This window comes from Oleomonas cavernae (genome assembly GCF_003590945.1).
GTDB classification, from domain to species: domain Bacteria; phylum Pseudomonadota; class Alphaproteobacteria; order Zavarziniales; family Zavarziniaceae; genus Zavarzinia; species Zavarzinia cavernae.
This window is the reverse complement of record NZ_QYUK01000011.1, coordinates 3,751,045-3,767,280: the sequence shown is the minus strand read 5'-3', so window position 1 is coordinate 3,767,280 and position 16,236 is coordinate 3,751,045. Positions and strand designations below refer to the sequence as shown.

The window sequence follows — 16,236 nt, the reverse complement described above, 5'->3', positions numbered from 1 at the left end:
AGGGGCGACAATCGAAGATCCTAGTGCCGTCGACGCAAAATTCATTCTCCACTGCTTGGTCATGAACAAAAAAGAGGAGGATGACGCTAAGCATGAACGCCCGATTTGAAACGGCACTTCGCCAATTGAGGGATAGCCTCTTGGGCTGCCTTAAGCTGTTGCATGAAGCCAGGGCACCGTTGCTGGTTTCTATTGTTTCCGCAGCGGCGTTGTCGCTTCCCGAGCAGGTTCATGAGATTTTTCGAATTATGGCCTTGGATGCGAAGGACCAACTCGGCCCACTGATCTTCGCAGTTGTGGCCCTCTTGAGTTTGACGTCCGGATTGGCGCTGTTGGGATTGGCCCTGATCCAATCTGACAGCCGCTTCAGATCCGCGATGGTAGCTGGGATCGCTTCGCTGCCCATTCTCGGTGCGGCCGTCGGGCTATTCCTGGCCGGTGCACGGACAATGGTCGCCGGCATGGGGCAATCCGTCGGCGCACTTGATGGGTCTTTTGGCGCATTGTTTAGTACGGCATCCGACCTTCCCTCAATCCTCAAGTCGGCCGGGCTGGCAATGGCACTACTTGGGGTAATGGTCGCGATCATTTTCCTTCAGGTCGGTCAATCGTTCCATCCCCGCTTTGGCCGGCTCGCAGCGCCAATATGCGTTCTCGGCGTTGCCTGCTGGGTTGCGTTTGCCCTCGTTCCGTATTGGCTTCCCACCCTACTGGGCACTGTGGCCGTGGTACTTTTCTTTTTGCTGCTTGCAGGTGGGTTCCTAAGCATCCTCATTCGATTGCGCGACCGTCGGAACATCCCGGCGCTTTCCGTCATCGTCATTGTTGCGGGGTGCTTCGCGTGGTGGAACGTCAGCGACAATCACATTCCGCCAAAAGTGCCACGGCCCCGGGATGCTATCGGTATCGTGCCCACCGCTGGGGCGCTCTTGGCTTGGCTTCCGGCTCGCGGAGACCTGGATCATTTTCTAAGCACAGGTCGGCCCTACCCGATATTTATCATCTCTGCTTCGGGCGGTGGCCACTACGCCGCCGATTTTACCGCCACGTTCCTTGCTCGAATGCAAGATCGCTGCCCAAGCTTCTCACAGCATATCTTCGCGATCAGTTCGGTTTCGGGTGGTTCGGTAGGAGCGGGCGTCTTTGCAGCGCTGGCGAAGTCATTCGCTACCAACGGGCGTTGGACGGAATGTGCCTTTGGCACGTTGGCGCCAGGCTCGTTCGAGCTGAAAACAAGACAGATCATCGATCGCGATTTCCTCGCACCGGTGATGGCGTCGATGCTTTTCGGTGATCTGCCGCGCGCATTTATTCCCATGTCGATTTGGCGGGGCGACAGGGCCGAGATCTTCGACACCGGACTCGAGCGAGCATGGAGCGAGGTTCTGCCGGATACCGACAATCCGCTGGCAAAGCCATACTTGGACTTTTGGCGGCCGGATGGTGTTGCGCCGGCTGTCTTGGCGAACACGACCCAGGTCGAGAATGGGATGCGCGTGGTCGTAACTCCCTTCATGTCTATCGACAGTCCGCTGCAGGCCGGCACTCTTCATCAAAGGACGCGCTACACACACTATGTGGACGGCGAATTCATCGACGACGGATGGGAGGCGTTGGGCGCAGACGAGGATATCCGATTCAGCACCGCGTTGGGCTTAAGCGCCCGCTTCCCTTGGATTATGCCGGCGGCCCGCTTCATCACCAGCAAGACGGAGTTCCGGTTGGTCGATGGCGGCTACATAGACAATTCTGGTGACGAAACAGCATTCGATCTTGTTATGGAACTTCAGCAAGTTCAGCAGTTGAGTGGGGAACTCCCGGGAGGGCGACTGCCTCCATTCGAAGTCCACTTGATCACGCTCACTTCGGAAGGTATTTTGCAGCCAGGTGCTGTCGAGGGATTTGGCGACCTGTTGTCGCCGGTGCGAGCCCTGCTGTCCTCGAGGGTCACAAGGGCTAACATGGCGACCCACCGTATCCGGATGCTTCTGAACCCGGCGCACGGAATAACCGTAGGTACGGAAGGTCATTTTTCCTCACCGTCTCCGATTGTCAGCTTAAATGCGGCGCTTCCCCTGCCGCTGACTTGGCAGTTGGCTAGAATTTCCCAGCAGATGATATCGGTGCAGATTGGTGATGCTGCGTCCTGCGTGCATGGGCCGGTGATCACGCTACCCGAATCGCCGGACGGAACGCCGCGAGCTCAAGCGGGGTTGATCCAAGGCATTAATGGCGTCGTCTTGGCTAACAGCTGCATCGCCTGTTCCATTAGCTATCGGCTTTCCGGAGACCCTGCGCCAATCGGACGGCCTTGTGCCAGCAGATAAGCCGAGACCGGTCACCTGCTGGTGATAGGATGCGCTGGGTCTCACTAGGTGTCGTGGATGGACAAAAGCTTAACGGACGGTTGGGCGGGGGCCAGGGCGTCACCGCCCGTACCGTGCGCAAACGTATCGTGCGCAAATGGCGCCATCGCTTCGCTGCCGAGGGCGAGCCGGGCGTGGCCGGTCGCTCGCCGCGGCCGCGCCACAGCCCACGGCGTCACGAGGTGGCGGACCGAGGCGACGATTGTCGCGTCTCGCCGCCAGCGCTCGTGCGCTACTAGCGTGAGCGATCGGGCGAATTGATCTACATCGACACCAAGAATCTTGTCCGTATCGATGACGTCAGCCACTACACTGGCATGGCGCGTAAATCGCGGCATTGGCTGGGACCATTTGCATGTTGCCGTCGATGACGACAGTCGTCTCGCTTGCACCGAACTGCGGTCCGACGACTGCAAGTAGAGAGCCCTCGGCTTTCTCCTAACGTGCTTCAGTGCGTTTGTCTGTAAACGCACTGAAGCGCGAGGGTAGCACATACCGAATTACACATGACCCCGATGCGGCTGCTTTCGCGACTCGCAATGAGCGGCACGAAGCGGATCCAGAACACGGGCATCTATAACTTCTTAGGTCGCCTTCTTTGCAAACCGATTTGCAGGGTAGCGGATCGGCGGCAGCGCTTTCGACTCGGCAGGGGACGAGGTCGGCTCCGCACTTCGTTTGGTCGGCGTAGGCGGCGCCTTGGCGCTTTGCCCGGCTGGCTTTTTCGATGCTTTCGACTGGGCTGGTCCAGGCTTGGCCTTCGCCGCGGGTGGGGGCGGTGCAACCTCTGCCTTGCGCCCAAGGCCGAGGGCGAGAGCCTGGTCGGAGCGGTACTTGGCGTAGGCCGGCGCGACCATCGGGTAGCTCTCTTCCAGGCCCCACTTCTGCCGATAGGCGGCTGGGGTCAAGTCATGACTGACGCGCAGGTGGCGCTTCAGCGACTTGAACTTCAAGCCATCCTCCAGGCAAACGAGGTGGTCGTCTGTGACCGACTTCCTCGGTGGCACGGCCGGTGCTCGCGCCTCGATCGTGGCCTGAGGCGCCGCACCAAGGCCGGCGAGCGTCTTGTGTACGGCAACGATCATGGCGGGCAGGTCTGCCGCCGCGATGCGATTGCCCTCGCAATAGGCCGCGGCCAGTCGCGCGGCGAGGACAGTCGACGCCGATTGGCTTTTGCCCGCCGACGCCACGTCGCTGTCGGCCGAGGGGAGAGCGATTTGGTCCGAATTCATGGTGTTCCTTGAAGCGGTTGAAGCACGTTCGTCAGGTCGTCAGATCAGCAAAGTACAATGTAAAGCCTGCCTACTCGACAGATCAAAATTGCGAACTCATTTTGATCAATAAGGCGATTTATTACAGCACAAAACTGCATTTGCGCTGTCGTCCGGGAAGCGCTGACAGGCCCAGTGTCCCGGTCAGTGCCGCCGTTTCCTGATTGCGTTGAGAGTGCCGGCCTTGAGGATTGTCCATCTCCTTGGGATCGGTTTGCAGCAATCCCTGCTCAGTGAGCAGACGAAGGGTATGGTCGGAGCGGATTGCCAGCACGTAGGGCTGACGACGATCTTCGAGCATATTCCGGAACCGATAGTCGCTGCCGTAGAGCGCTTCAGCGAGCACCCAGGCGCAGGGGATGCCGCTATCCAGACGCCTGGTCGCGAGCAAAAATTCGTCGATCTACGAAGTGTAATAATACCGTAACAATTCAACGATTGATCGTTCCTTGGACTTCTATACACTCAAAAAGTGGATTTCTTGGTACCGCCCATCAGGCAGCGCCATTCGATGGTGTTGTCTCTGACAATTTGGCAGCTATTTTTGCCAGGGACGGCGCCAAACCTCAGAGCATTGTGACATACCCGAATATAGGTTTGTAGGTCGAATGAGTTATCTCGGGAATACAAAGAAGCGGAGCCTCTCATCGCTCATAAGTACTTTAGTGGAGGCCGGTCCAAGGATCGGTTGAATTGGCCATCTGTGTGTGGGGCTTAGAGCTTTGGCGGTGGATTGCCTCGGGAGCATTGTCATGACAAGGCGTAAGTGGTGGGGCTTGGTGGCGGTATCGCTTATACTCGTGGCTGCATTGACAACGGCTCTCGTGCAATGGCAGGCCCCCACCGGACCGCAGGGTGCTGTAGGCCGCCCGCCCTTGCCAGCAGACCCGGCAGCGGCGATGCGGCTGTGGTCGCAGCCGCTGGAGAAGGTGGTCGAATCGAATAATTTCGACGCGGTGGTCGTCGGCCTCGCTTGGCGCCCCGATGGTCGGCGCATTGCCGTTGTTCATAATGGCTCCAACGCTACTGCTGTCATGGATACCGCCACCGGTACGATAGTCGCCGATATTTTCGCCAAAGGCCCCGTCAGTCATGTCATCGCCTATTCGGCGGGCGGAGACGCGGTTCTCCGCCCCCGCCAGTCCATCGACGAGTTACCTAGCCCCGACACCGATATGTTCTCCATCCGCGATGGTGACACCCTTGAGATTACCGGCGCGATCCCTGGTCCACTTCCTCCCGTCATCGAGAGCTATCGAAACAGCGCAGCGGAGCTCGCGTTAAGCGCAGATGGCCTCACTGGCCTGGCTCAACCATCTGGATATTCCCACTATTTCTCGTCGATCGACATGCAGACTTTGTCTGTCCGGTCGAAGTTTGAACTGTATGGAACGGGCGGTGAGACATCCCTTGCCCTGTCCCGAACCGGGAAAACATTGGCCATCGGTTCCTATTTCACAATCCAATTGTGCGATGTACAGGCCGCGACATGTAGCGGCAAAGTGCGGGCATTTCCGGCGACTGTTTCCGCGATCGCCCTGACCTCTGACGACCAGTATCTCGTTGCGGGCATACACAGCACAAGTAACGGCTCGGATCATACTCTTACCCGCGAGCAACTCGAAGCAGAAGAGTATCATAAGATCAAGATCTTCGATGTTCCCTCCCTGACTAAGCGGGGAGAAATAAACATCAAACTCCTCGCCGGGAATTACTTCGCGGTTCATCCAAAGTTGCCACTGCTCGCCGTCGCTGCAGTCGACCGCGTGCTCCTGATCGATATCCGCACGGCCACTGTCGTTCAAACCATCGTCGAAGGAAGCAGGTCAATGATGGCGGTCACCGTGGCGTTCTCCCTACGGGGCGATTGCCTTGCCGCAGGTTTCGCAAAGCGCATCGCCATCTATTGCATAAAAACTTGAGCGCAGGAGAGAAATCGCATGTCCGGTCTTGATACTGCCTCTCTTAGTTCCTGGGTATACTCTGAGCTCGACCCTCTTCCAGCTGGTCAAAGCTTTGTAAAGCTTTACTCCGAGACAAATATAGAAACGAACACTTTAGGTGTTCTTGTGGGCGTGAAGAATACGCAGGGAGAAATCGTAAAGACCATAATGGTATTTCGAGGATCTGAAATAACGGGCGAAAACTCGACGCTCGGCGATAAACTTACAGATGGTCACACAGACATACAGATAATGGATGGCCAAGAAGACGTGCCGGCATTTGACACGGCTACTGATATTACACGTAACGCAGATGAATGGTTACGGAATAATCAGTATTTGGTCGGAGGTTACAATAAAATTGACAAATTCACGGGACAGTCCCTTGGCGGTGGGCTGGCACAAGAAGCCGCCTTGAGGTACCGACAAGATCACCCTGGTGCTGATGTGTATGTCGAGACCTATGCTTCGATCAATGCCGATAAAACACTGAGCCAGCGCTTCCCGCCGAACGAAATAGCATGGCTGGATCAGCACTATGAGAATGTTTTCTTTTCCGCCGACCATATAACCGGTACAAATCCTATTGCCGGAGGATCCTCTATTGGAAGGCAAATCGAACTACCCTCCGTCGGAGGCGAACCAGATTACTTAGCGATTAGTCGAGAGAGTCCATCGTACTGGGAGTTATTAATTAATAATAACAATTACTGGTACATGATGGCCGATGGTAACGGATCGGGCGTAGCGGTAACCACAGCGATCGATTATGTCGGCAGCAAATATTGGCATAACCCCGAGCGTTTCGTCGAGTACTATTCTGGGCGGGAACCTGGCGAAACCCCCCATATAACATCATTAGGCTCGTTGATCGTGTATATGGCGGCATACTACCAGGATGCTAGCTTTGCTATTGGAGCCGATGGAACTCTGGTGATTTCTCGCCCCTTGCCGGCGACAACGGGGCAAATCGGCGTCACTGTAGAGGAAACCTACAACCCTGATGGAATGAACGTTATTAAGGTTTACAAGAATGGCCAACTTGTCCAACACGGCAGTATATCATGGGAATCTGGTGTCATTTTCGATCCCACGTCGCCGGTAACCATAAGTTTGGAGGGTGGCTTTGATTTCGTCTTTACTGGCAATGCCGCAACTTTAGGGGTTACTCCAGACGGAAAATTGCGTGCAACACTTGGAGCCGGGCCTGAAGGGCTGAGCCGCACCATCACCTTTAATGACGACGGTAGCTTCGGAGTGAGCCTTGGGGGGGGGATGTCTTGATCGCTCCAATTGGCAGCATGCTTTCGGTCGACAGCCAGTCAATCACAATTACGCGACCGACGGAGGCGGGCTGGAATCAGGCGTGGACCATAACAAATGGGCAAATCTCCTCGCGTGCCGAAAAGGCCGATGGTTCTTTATCGTTCGATACCGTACTCAATTCTGCCAACGGCGAGTACGACCTGACTGCCGTAAGATTTATGGGAGAAACCTTCAGCGGCTCGAACATTCCTCAATGGATGAAGGATTTCTATTCAGAAGCTGGAAGCAGCAGTGCATCGGATAGCAGCGCTGAAGTCTTGGCCGAACTTACGACCAAGTTTGAGAAGATCAATACATTTATGACCGATGGCTTGGGCGCCGATGTAGTGGCCCTGGTGGACTCAGCGGTGCGCCTGGAGGGAAACTCACTACTCTTAGGCTACTTGGTCCAGCGTCTATATCTTGGGAGCATTCCGACTAAATGGGCCGACATACAACTTTCTGGTCTCCTCCCTGAGCTCACCGCGGCGCTCTCGGTGTTGGGGCAGCGTATCACAGTAGTGTGGGCTATATAAGCAATGCCATACGGTTTGTTCATGATTTCCCAAGTATAATAACAGTAAATGTTATCGGTTATGGGGGGTTTAGTCCCCCTCTGATTCTGGACCTTAACGGACAGGGTATCAGCCTGATACCAACGCCGGAATCCACCGCATATTTTGACCTGAATGGCACAGGTAATAGGTCGCTTGTGAGTTGGGTCGGTGCTGATGACGGCATTCTGGTCCTTGATAGGGACGGTAGCGGTACGATTGACGACTCAACCGAATGGTTCGGACCTCACTTTTCGGTAACAGGCGGCCCACCAAACCAACAGCAGAACGGCTTCCAGGCATTGGCGACACTTGCGCGTGGTGGGGCGACGATCTTCAGCAGGTCTACCTCATTGACTGATCCCGATTCTGGTAATCGCTATTTTGACGAGGTAAAGGTTTGGATTGATCGCGACGGCAACGGCCAATCTGCGGCAGACGAACTCTTCAGTTTGGCTGAGCTCAATATCGAATCGATTGATCTGCGCGACGTGCGTGTTGATCAAATCATCAATGGCAACGCCGTTCTATCCACTGCCGGCTACACTCTCGTTGATGGGACGCGACACGACATTGTCGATATCGGATTGACGAGCAACAGCGGATCGTTGCAAACCTCGACGGGCATGCAGGTTGCTGCGCTCCTCTTCGCCGAGCTTGTTGCAGAGGGACTGCCGGCGGCGGCGGCGGGCAAGGCGGAAGCGGCGTCTATTCAACTGGGCACGTTGCCGACGGCCTTCACGACAGAAGTTGACGCGATTCATGAGCATATGGTCCAGCGTCGGCAGGTCATCTCCGGGTATTCCTCTGGGATTGGAGGGTACGCGCCCGACAGCAGTAAGATTACGGTATTTGGTACCGCTGGCAGTTACTCTGCTCCTGGCTTCACCAGCGCGGACAGCCGAGGCTATGTCTTTCAAAGTTCCGGTGCTCAAGATGTATTGCTTGCCCTCGAAAAAATCGCCTCAGCTGTTAGTTTGGCGCACGCGGCGGCGGCGGCAATTGCACAGGGCGCGAACGCGATCGCGGATGCACAGCATGACGCCGTTACCGCGAATTTGGTGCTAGGAGCGGAAGCGGCATCAGCGGCCTTGAGTGCGCAGCAGGCCACCACCGCCTGGGGCGACGCAATCGCTTCTTATGTGAGTAGTTACACCGCGGCGGCAGATGCCGGACGATCCATCTCCGTGGCAAATAGCTCCTTGTCATACCTTGTTCCGGTCAATCACGAGGCCACAAAGCATCTTGCCGGTGGACTCACCTACTGGTCTTCAGCCGACGCAGCCATCGCCGAAGCTTCATTCGCAGGGCTGGCGGATGGCGCGCTGGTATTTGCCAAACTTATGGAGAGTCTGAGGCCGATCTTGTCGGCCGTCGCCGAGGCTGGTAACTATGAGCGTGTCGCGATTGGGCTTCCCGGAGAAACCGTTGCTTCCACGGGCAAATTCGAGCTGCTGATCGCCGGACAGGGCAACCAAACCCTCGTGGGCGGAGCCGGTGAAGACGACTTCTATGTAGGATCCTGGTCTGACCACGTTACGATTTCGAGTTTTTCGGCTGGGGCACAGGAAGATCAGTTGGTTTTTCTCAATGGCGGTAATGAGATATCGATTGCAGAAAATAGTACAGGCGGCACGCGGATTGTCTTTGGTGATACCATCGTCGATATGGCGGCTCTGTCGCCCGATGACCTGGATCTCGTGAGCAATATAGTCGGAGTAGAAACTGCTTCGTTCGCCGATACAGCCTTCGCTGGTTTACGCAGCCTTCAGGGGGCGCCCCTCTTCTTCGACGGCCAGGTACATGTCCGCAACCTTGTGGCGTCTAACCACGGCGACACGCTGATCGGCGACAAGTACACGAATTCGCTGATTGGGGGCCTTGGCGGCGACATGATTTGGGGACATGGCGGCAGCGATCTGATTGATGGCAATGGTGGCATCGATACTGTGACCTACCAATGGAATGCCATAGGCGTCACGGTCGACCTCCTTCAGGGGACCGATAGTCTTGGTGGTGTGATCTACGATATCGAAAACCTTGTTGGCACAGTTGGAAATGACAGGCTGTACGGTGACGGCAGGAACAATATCCTGGATGGGCATGGCGGCCGGGATCAAATTGTCGGCGGTGGTGGTAACGATACATATGTGTTCCATATTGGCGATGGGCACCTGTCGATACTGAACGGGAATGTTGTCACCGCAGGTCCTAGCGGGACACTGTCACTCGGTGACGGTATCGTGCCGGATAAGCTTTGGCTCAGCCGGGACGGCGATTCACTTAAAATTCAAGTCATTGGTCAATTCGACTCGGTGACTATCGAAGGCTGGTTCGCGTCAAGTCACCATCGGCTGCAATCCGTAACGCTGGCCAATGGAATGAGACTGGATTCGCCCGCCATCGATCGGGTAATTGGCGCCCTCGACGCTTATCAAGATGCTAATCCGAATTTCGATCCAACTACCGCGACGACAATGCCATCCAGCATCTCGATTACCGGATTCTTTACCACTAGAGCCGGCGAATTGCCTTCGGCGGAGGAAGTGCCGAATATCGCTCTGAATACACAACAATACCTTGATGACGGGGCTTCATCGCGAATCTCAAATGAAATGGACTTGTCGCACACTCAAACTCTGACGGAAATTAGCGAGCTCGCCAAAGCGATAGATTTGGCTGAAAACCTAGCGCTACATGATAAACCGATCCCTTATCCTTATGGGTCAGATGGTTTTCGTGCTTATTTGTACACCGTAAATGCAGATCCGAGTCAAAAGGTTTGGCTCTCGATAAAAAAGGGATCGTTCTATGGTGTTTTGTCTGATCGCGATGCCACTACATTAATTGGTGAGATTACCACGCTCGTGCCAACAACTTTTTATCTATCGTATTCTCAGACGAATAGCGATGGGACTACCTACTATAGGTTCGTCGGCGATGAACATGCGATGGCAGACGCCATCGAGGCGCTCGGCGAGGTCGCCGATTTTGCAGACGCGTCCGCAAGCCTGGCAGGGCTGGTGGCGGATGCGGCCGACGCTCGCCAGGGTGCCCTCGAATCTGCCGTGGTAGCTAATGCCACTCACGCAATATTTGGTGGCCCGGGCGCTGATCGCGCGGCGGCCGACGCTCTTGCCTTCGGGTCAGCCCTTGCAAACACCATCGTAGGTTACAAGGCAGTTGCAGATTCTCGATCTGCCGCTGCCGCTGTGCTATCGGTCAATCAGGAGCGCCTGGACGGCATTATATTGGGGAGTCCAGCGACCAATACCTCAGAGGGTGCTAGGCTCGTTAATCCGTCTCCCCCGCCACCACCACCACCGCCCACATACGCTCTTCTCACAGAAACTGACAATCTGCAGTTCAATGCGTTGAAGGCAGCACAAGTGGCTGCCGTGCAGGTAGCCACTCGCATCGATGCGGAGTTTGTCGCAGCGCTGGACGCACTCGGCGCAATATTGGGATATAGCACAACAGGGTATGTGACAGCTTCTGACCTGGTGTCGACCGGGGAAGTTGGCGAACTGTTGATTGCTGCGGGTACTGTCAACCATCACTTGGCGAGTGGCACGGGAGACGATCTATTCGTCTTTGGCGATTGGAATAGTCCAAATAACACGCTGCTTCAGAATTTCGAAAGCGGGACAGTCGGCGATCGCTTGATCATCCTATCGACCGACCGGATTGTGAAGGTTTCTGTTGTCCAGAGCGATATCGATATCGCTTACGCGCTCTCCGGCGCTGCCGGTTCCGGCCACATTACTTTGGAAGGGCTTTCGCTTGAAAGGTTGTCGCTCTACGACAATCTTATTGGCGTAGAGACCGCCGATTTCTCCGGCAACAGCCAAGGGCTCGAGTTGAACCTTAGCTCGGTGACTCCGCGAGAGTTCGATGCCTACGTCCATGTGCGCAACCTAATCGGTACAGCCTTTGCCGATACATTGACCGGCGATCAGCAACACAATGCCCTTTCAGGAGGAAGCGGAAACGACCTGATTATAGTCAGTGCCGGCGATGATGTGCTTGATGGCGGCGCCGGGACAGATACGGTTTCATTTGCTAATAGCCCTGCCCAGGTGATGGCCAACTTGGTGACCGGTGAGGCCCGATCGGGAGGCGGTGGCATCAGCCATCTTCAAGGGATCGAGAATATTGAGGGGACCGCCTATTCGGACGATCTCACCGGTGACGGCCTCGGCAACGCTCTTGATGGCGACGCGGGTAGCGATCGGATTGCAGGCAATGACGGCAACGATTTGCTCAATGGCCAAGATGGCGATGACATTATTTCAGGGGAAGGCGGGGCGGACTCACTTTCAGGCGGTGACGGGGATGACCTATTGCTGGGCGGTGCTGGGGCTGACCTGATTTCCGGCGGCACGGGTATCGATACAGCAAGTTACAGCGACACTTCTGCAGGCATTTTGATTGACCTAATGGCAAGCAGCGGAATATTTGGTCAGGGCGGTGCGAGCGGCGATAACCTTACCGGGATCGAAAATCTTCAGGGGAGTTCGTTCAGCGACACCTTGGGCGGCGATAAGAAAAGCAATCGGCTGGAAGGCGCAGGAGGCGACGATATCCTGACAGGGGGCAGCGGAGACGATGTGTTGGAGGGAGGCGTCGGAAACGACGTCATGTATGGCGGATCCGGCGCCGACGTTCTCAACGGTGGCGCCGGGATCGACAAAGTGTCCTATGCACTGGCGATCGCCGGGGTCATAGCTGACCTGGGTACGAGCGGTGACGGTCACGGTCTGCGCGAAGCACTTGGCGACACTTTTATCGGCGTGGAGAATTTGGATGGTACCAACTACAGCGACACACTGAGCGGCGATAGCGGCGCTAACGTTCTCTTTGGTGGTGGCGGAAACGATAGCCTGTCGGGCGGCGAAGGCGACGATACTTTAGCCGGCGGTGCGGGAGTTGACTCATTCTTTGGCGGGATCGGAAGAGACACGGCATCGTACGCAGATTCTATGACGGGGGCCGTGGCTGATCTAGCACAGAATGCGGCCAATGCCGGCGAAGCACTAGGGGATAACTTCGACTCGATCGAACATCTAGTCGGCGGCGGTTTTGCTGACGACCTTCGGGGCAATGGCCTCAGTAATACTCTGTTCGGCGGCGGGGGCAATGATACTCTCCAGGGACGAGGCGGGTCGGACACCATGGATGGTGGTGACGGACACGACGTGCTGATCGGCGGGAGCGGTGCCGACTCGTTAAATGGCGGCCTTTCAGGCAGCGACACAGCGAGCTATGTGGATGCTACGAGTAGCGTTGTGGCTGATCTCCTTCAGGCGAGTCTCAATATTGGTGATGCACTTGGTGACACGTACGCCAGTGTGGAGAATCTCACCGGCAGCGGATATGCCGATGCATTGAATGGAGACGGCGCGGCGAATAAGCTATACGGCAACGATGGGAATGATGTCATTCAAGGACGCGGCGGAAACGATCGTCTCGATGGGGGCACTGGCGACGATGTTCTAATCGGTGGCCAAGGCGTAGACATTCTGATTGGCGGAACTGGAAGCGATACAGCATCCTATCTCGACACCTTGACAGTCGTACTCGCTGATCTGGGCCAGAGCAGCGCCAATCTTGGCGATGCAGTAGGGGACACCTACAACAGCGTGGAGAACCTCGCTGGTGGAATCTATGACGATACCCTCCGAGGAGATGGAAACGCCAACACACTTGACGGCGGTGCCGGTAACGATACGGTTGAGGGTGGCGACGGCAACGATGTCGTCAATGGTGGCATTGGCAGCGATATGCTGCGGGGCGGCTTCGGCGACGACACTTACATCGTGGACTCGATTAGTGACACGACGACCGAGTCCGGTGGCGGTGGCATCGACACAGTGCAGACATCGGTGACCTTTACGCTGGAAAACGGGTTTGAGAACCTGGGGATCACCAGCGCGTCCGCCGTCGACGGAACAGGCAACAGCGCGGCCAATACAATCATCGGCAGCATCGGCGTCAACCAGCTCTATGGCCTTGCGGGCGATGACAATCTCGAAGCAGGTGCCGGCAACGACACGGTCGAGGGCGGCGACGGTAACGACACTGTGAACGGCGGCGCCGGAGACGATACCCTCCGGGGTGGGTTGGGCGACGACATCTACATAGTGGACTCGGTGGGCGACACGCTGAACGAATCCGGCGGCGGCGGCATCGACACGGTTCGAACCTCGGTGACGCACACCCTGGGCAGCCCATTCGAGAACCTGGTGATTACCGGCAGCGCGGCGGTGGACGGAACCGGCAATACTCTGGTCAACAGTATCACCGGTGGAGATGGGGCAAACATCCTCAGTGGCATGAGCGGGAACGACACGCTGGTCGGGGGCGCCGGGAATGACACGCTCGATGGTGGCACAGGTGCCGATACCATGAGCGGTGGCACGGGCAATGATACCTATGTTGTCGACTCGACGGGAGACGTGGCAAACGATGCCAATGGCGAGGGGATCGACACTGTACAGAGCTCGGTTACCTTCAGTCTCGGCGGCCAGTACATCGAGAACTTGGTGCTTGCCAGCGGCGCAGCGGTCAACGGTACTGGAAATTCCTTGGCCAATATCATTACCGGCGGCGCCGGGGCTAATTTCCTAAGTGGTGGAAGCGGCGACGACACACTAGTTGGGGCCGCCGGGACCGACACGCTGGACGGTGGCGCAGGTGCCGACACCATGAGTGGCGGACTCGGTGACGATACCTTCATTGTCGACTCGACAGGTGATGTCGTGAACGAGGTCACTGGGGAGGGTCTGGATACCGTACGGACGTCAATTACCTTCAGTCTCGGCGGCCAGTACATCGAGAATCTAGTGATCATCAGCGCTGCCGTCGTCGACGCCACCGGCAATTCCCTGGACAACAGCATCACCGGCGACGCTGGCGCGAACATTCTCGATGGTGTTAGCGGCAACGACACGTTGGTGGGAGCGGGAGGCAACGACACGCTGATCGGCGGCGCTGGCGTGGACACGATGACGGGTGGTGCCGGGAACGACACCTATCATGTCGACAATGCTGCAGATACCATCGAGGAAACCAGCGGGAACGGAACGGATCTGGTTGAAACCTCGGTGACCTTTACCCTGCTGGCGGAGGTCGAGAACCTCCACATGACGGGTATCGGCAATCTGACTGCTTATGGCAACGACCTCGCGAACACGTTGACCGGCAACACGGGCAACAACCGGCTCTATGGGCAGGCTGGCGGGGACAGTCTGGACGGCGGCGATGGCATCGACACCGTCGAGGGCGACGACGGCAACGACACTTTGAACGGCGGCGCCGGTGACGACACGCTGCGAGGCGAGATCGGTGACGACGTCATGATTGGCGGGGTCGGTATCGATACGATGACGGGTGGTGCCGGGAATGACACATATGGTGTCGACAATGCGGCCGACATTGTCGAGGAGACCAGCGGGAACGGCACGGACCTAGCTGAGACGTCGGTGACCTATACCTTGGCGGATGAAGTAGAAAACCTCCGGATGACTGGGAGCAGCAACCTGCGGGGCGACGGCAACGCGCTTGCAAACGTGCTGACCGGTAACACCGGCAACAACCGGCTCTACGGTTTGGCGGGCAACGATACGCTGGATGGCGGTGCGGGGGACGACGCGCTGTATGGTGGGTTGGGCGATGACATCTACGTTGTGGATTCGGCGGGCGACACGACGAACGAAGCCAACGGTGGTGGCATCGACACGGTTCGAGCCTCGGTGACCTTCACCCTCGAACCCAGCGGCTTCGAGAACTTGGTGATAACCGGCAGTGCAGCCGTCAACGGCACCGGTAACTCGGTCGCGAATACCATCGCCGGTAATGCAGGCGACAACCAGCTCTACGGGATGTCAGGCGACGATTCTCTCGACGGTGGCGCCGGCGCGGATCTTCTCGATGGCGGTGACGGCAACGACCGGCTGATGGGCGGAACCGGATCGGATACATTGAAGGGCGGCGCTGGCAACGATGTCTATGTCGTCGACAATACGAGCGATCAGGTCGACGAGACTGGCGGTAGTGGTACTGACCAGGTCGAGACCTCGGTGACTTTCACGCTGGTGTCCGGCGTCGAGAACCTGTTGATCACAGGGACCGGTGGCCTGACCGCCAATGGTAACGAGCTTGCGAATACCATCGTCGGCAACAATGGAATCAACCGGCTTTATGGCCTGGCGGGCGATGATGTACTCGATGGCGGCCTGGGCGACGACACGGTCGAGGGGGCGACGGCAATGACACCGTGGACGGTGGTGCCGGTGACGACACCTTGCGAGGTGGCCTGGGAGATGATGTCTACATCGTCGACTCGGTCGGCGACACTGTCTATGACGTGAGTAGCGGTGGTGTTGATACTGTCCGGGCCTCGGTGACCTACACGATCACGAGCACGCTCTTCGAGAACCTGACGCTCACCGGTAGTGCAGCCATCAACGGCACTGGAAACTCCGCCGCCAACACCATCATCGGCAACAGCGGCGCAAATTTCCTTGCAGGTGGCGGCGGCGACGACACGCTGACGGGCGATGCGGGTGCCGATACAATCGATGGCGGCACGGGTGCAGATGCAATGATTGGTGGTGTCGGCAACGACATCTATGTTGTTGACAATGTCGGCGATACTCTTGATGAAACGTCAGGCGGTGGTTCCGACACCGTTCAAGTCTCGCTTGCTGCCTTTACCCTGACTTCCGGCTTTGAAAATCTCATTTTGGTGGGCACGGGGAACAGCAGTGGTACAGGCAGCAATTCTGCTAATAGC

The 16,236-nt window shown here is 56.9% G+C and carries 7 protein-coding genes and 1 pseudogene; 6 read left to right on the top strand and 2 right to left on the bottom strand.

Annotated elements, in window-relative coordinates:
- The first annotated feature begins 92 nt into the window (after nucleotides 1–92).
- Entirely contained in the window at nucleotides 93–2,327 is a 2,235-nt protein-coding gene (locus tag D3874_RS22085; RefSeq protein ID WP_147385797.1) for a hypothetical protein, read from the top strand.
- Between the two features lie 623 nt (nucleotides 2,328–2,950).
- On the opposite strand, the gene D3874_RS31685 is transcribed toward D3874_RS22085, so the two are convergent.
- Both D3874_RS31685 and D3874_RS22070 read right to left on the bottom strand, forming a co-directional pair.
- Nucleotides 2,951–3,598, bottom strand: a complete 648-nt coding sequence (locus D3874_RS31685; RefSeq protein WP_119780996.1) for a MucR family transcriptional regulator — start codon at nucleotides 3,596–3,598, stop codon at nucleotides 2,951–2,953.
- A 121-nt stretch (nucleotides 3,599–3,719) separates the two neighbouring features.
- Complete coding sequence (locus tag D3874_RS22070) at nucleotides 3,720–4,028, bottom strand: transposase (protein ID WP_158596161.1); 309 nt, start codon at nucleotides 4,026–4,028, stop codon at nucleotides 3,720–3,722.
- A 361-nt stretch (nucleotides 4,029–4,389) separates the two neighbouring features.
- On the opposite strand from D3874_RS22070, the gene D3874_RS22065 reads away from it, so the two are divergent.
- The 5 genes and pseudogenes from D3874_RS22065 to D3874_RS32175 all read left to right on the top strand — a co-directional run.
- Nucleotides 4,390–5,559, top strand: coding sequence for a WD40 repeat domain-containing protein (locus D3874_RS22065; RefSeq protein ID WP_147385796.1), 1,170 nt, complete (start codon nucleotides 4,390–4,392; stop codon nucleotides 5,557–5,559).
- Nucleotides 5,560–5,577: 18 nt separating this feature from the next.
- Nucleotides 5,578–6,864: an alpha/beta hydrolase family protein gene (locus D3874_RS28160; protein ID WP_147385793.1), complete on the top strand. Its 1,287-nt coding sequence runs from the start codon at nucleotides 5,578–5,580 to the stop codon at nucleotides 6,862–6,864.
- On the top strand, nucleotides 6,861–7,421 hold the full coding sequence (locus D3874_RS22055; RefSeq protein WP_147385791.1) for a hypothetical protein: 561 nt from the start codon (nucleotides 6,861–6,863) through the stop codon (nucleotides 7,419–7,421). Before D3874_RS28160 ends, D3874_RS22055 begins: the two co-directional genes overlap by 4 nt.
- The gene (locus tag D3874_RS30760; protein WP_147385789.1) at nucleotides 7,409–15,811 is read left to right on the top strand and encodes a calcium-binding protein; all 8,403 of its coding nucleotides are present in this window, start codon (nucleotides 7,409–7,411) and stop codon (nucleotides 15,809–15,811) included. The genes D3874_RS22055 and D3874_RS30760 overlap by 13 nt, the downstream gene beginning before the upstream one ends.
- Nucleotides 15,718–16,062 (top strand): annotated as a pseudogene (locus D3874_RS32175) (calcium-binding protein); the annotation flags it as partial. The gene D3874_RS30760 and the pseudogene D3874_RS32175, both read left to right, overlap by 94 nt.
- Nucleotides 16,063–16,236: the final 174 nt, after the last annotated feature.

Excerpts from the sequence above, each read along its gene's own strand:
- D3874_RS22085 (WP_147385797.1), top strand. The coding sequence starts at position 93 with ATGAACGCCCGATTTGAAACGGCACTTCGCCAATTGAGGGATAGCCTC.
- D3874_RS31685 (WP_119780996.1), bottom strand. The coding sequence starts at position 3,598 with ATGAATTCGGACCAAATCGCTCTCCCCTCGGCCGACAGCGACGTGGCG.
- D3874_RS22065 (WP_147385796.1), top strand. The coding sequence starts at position 4,390 with ATGACAAGGCGTAAGTGGTGGGGCTTGGTGGCGGTATCGCTTATACTC.
- D3874_RS28160 (WP_147385793.1), top strand. The coding sequence starts at position 5,578 with ATGTCCGGTCTTGATACTGCCTCTCTTAGTTCCTGGGTATACTCTGAG.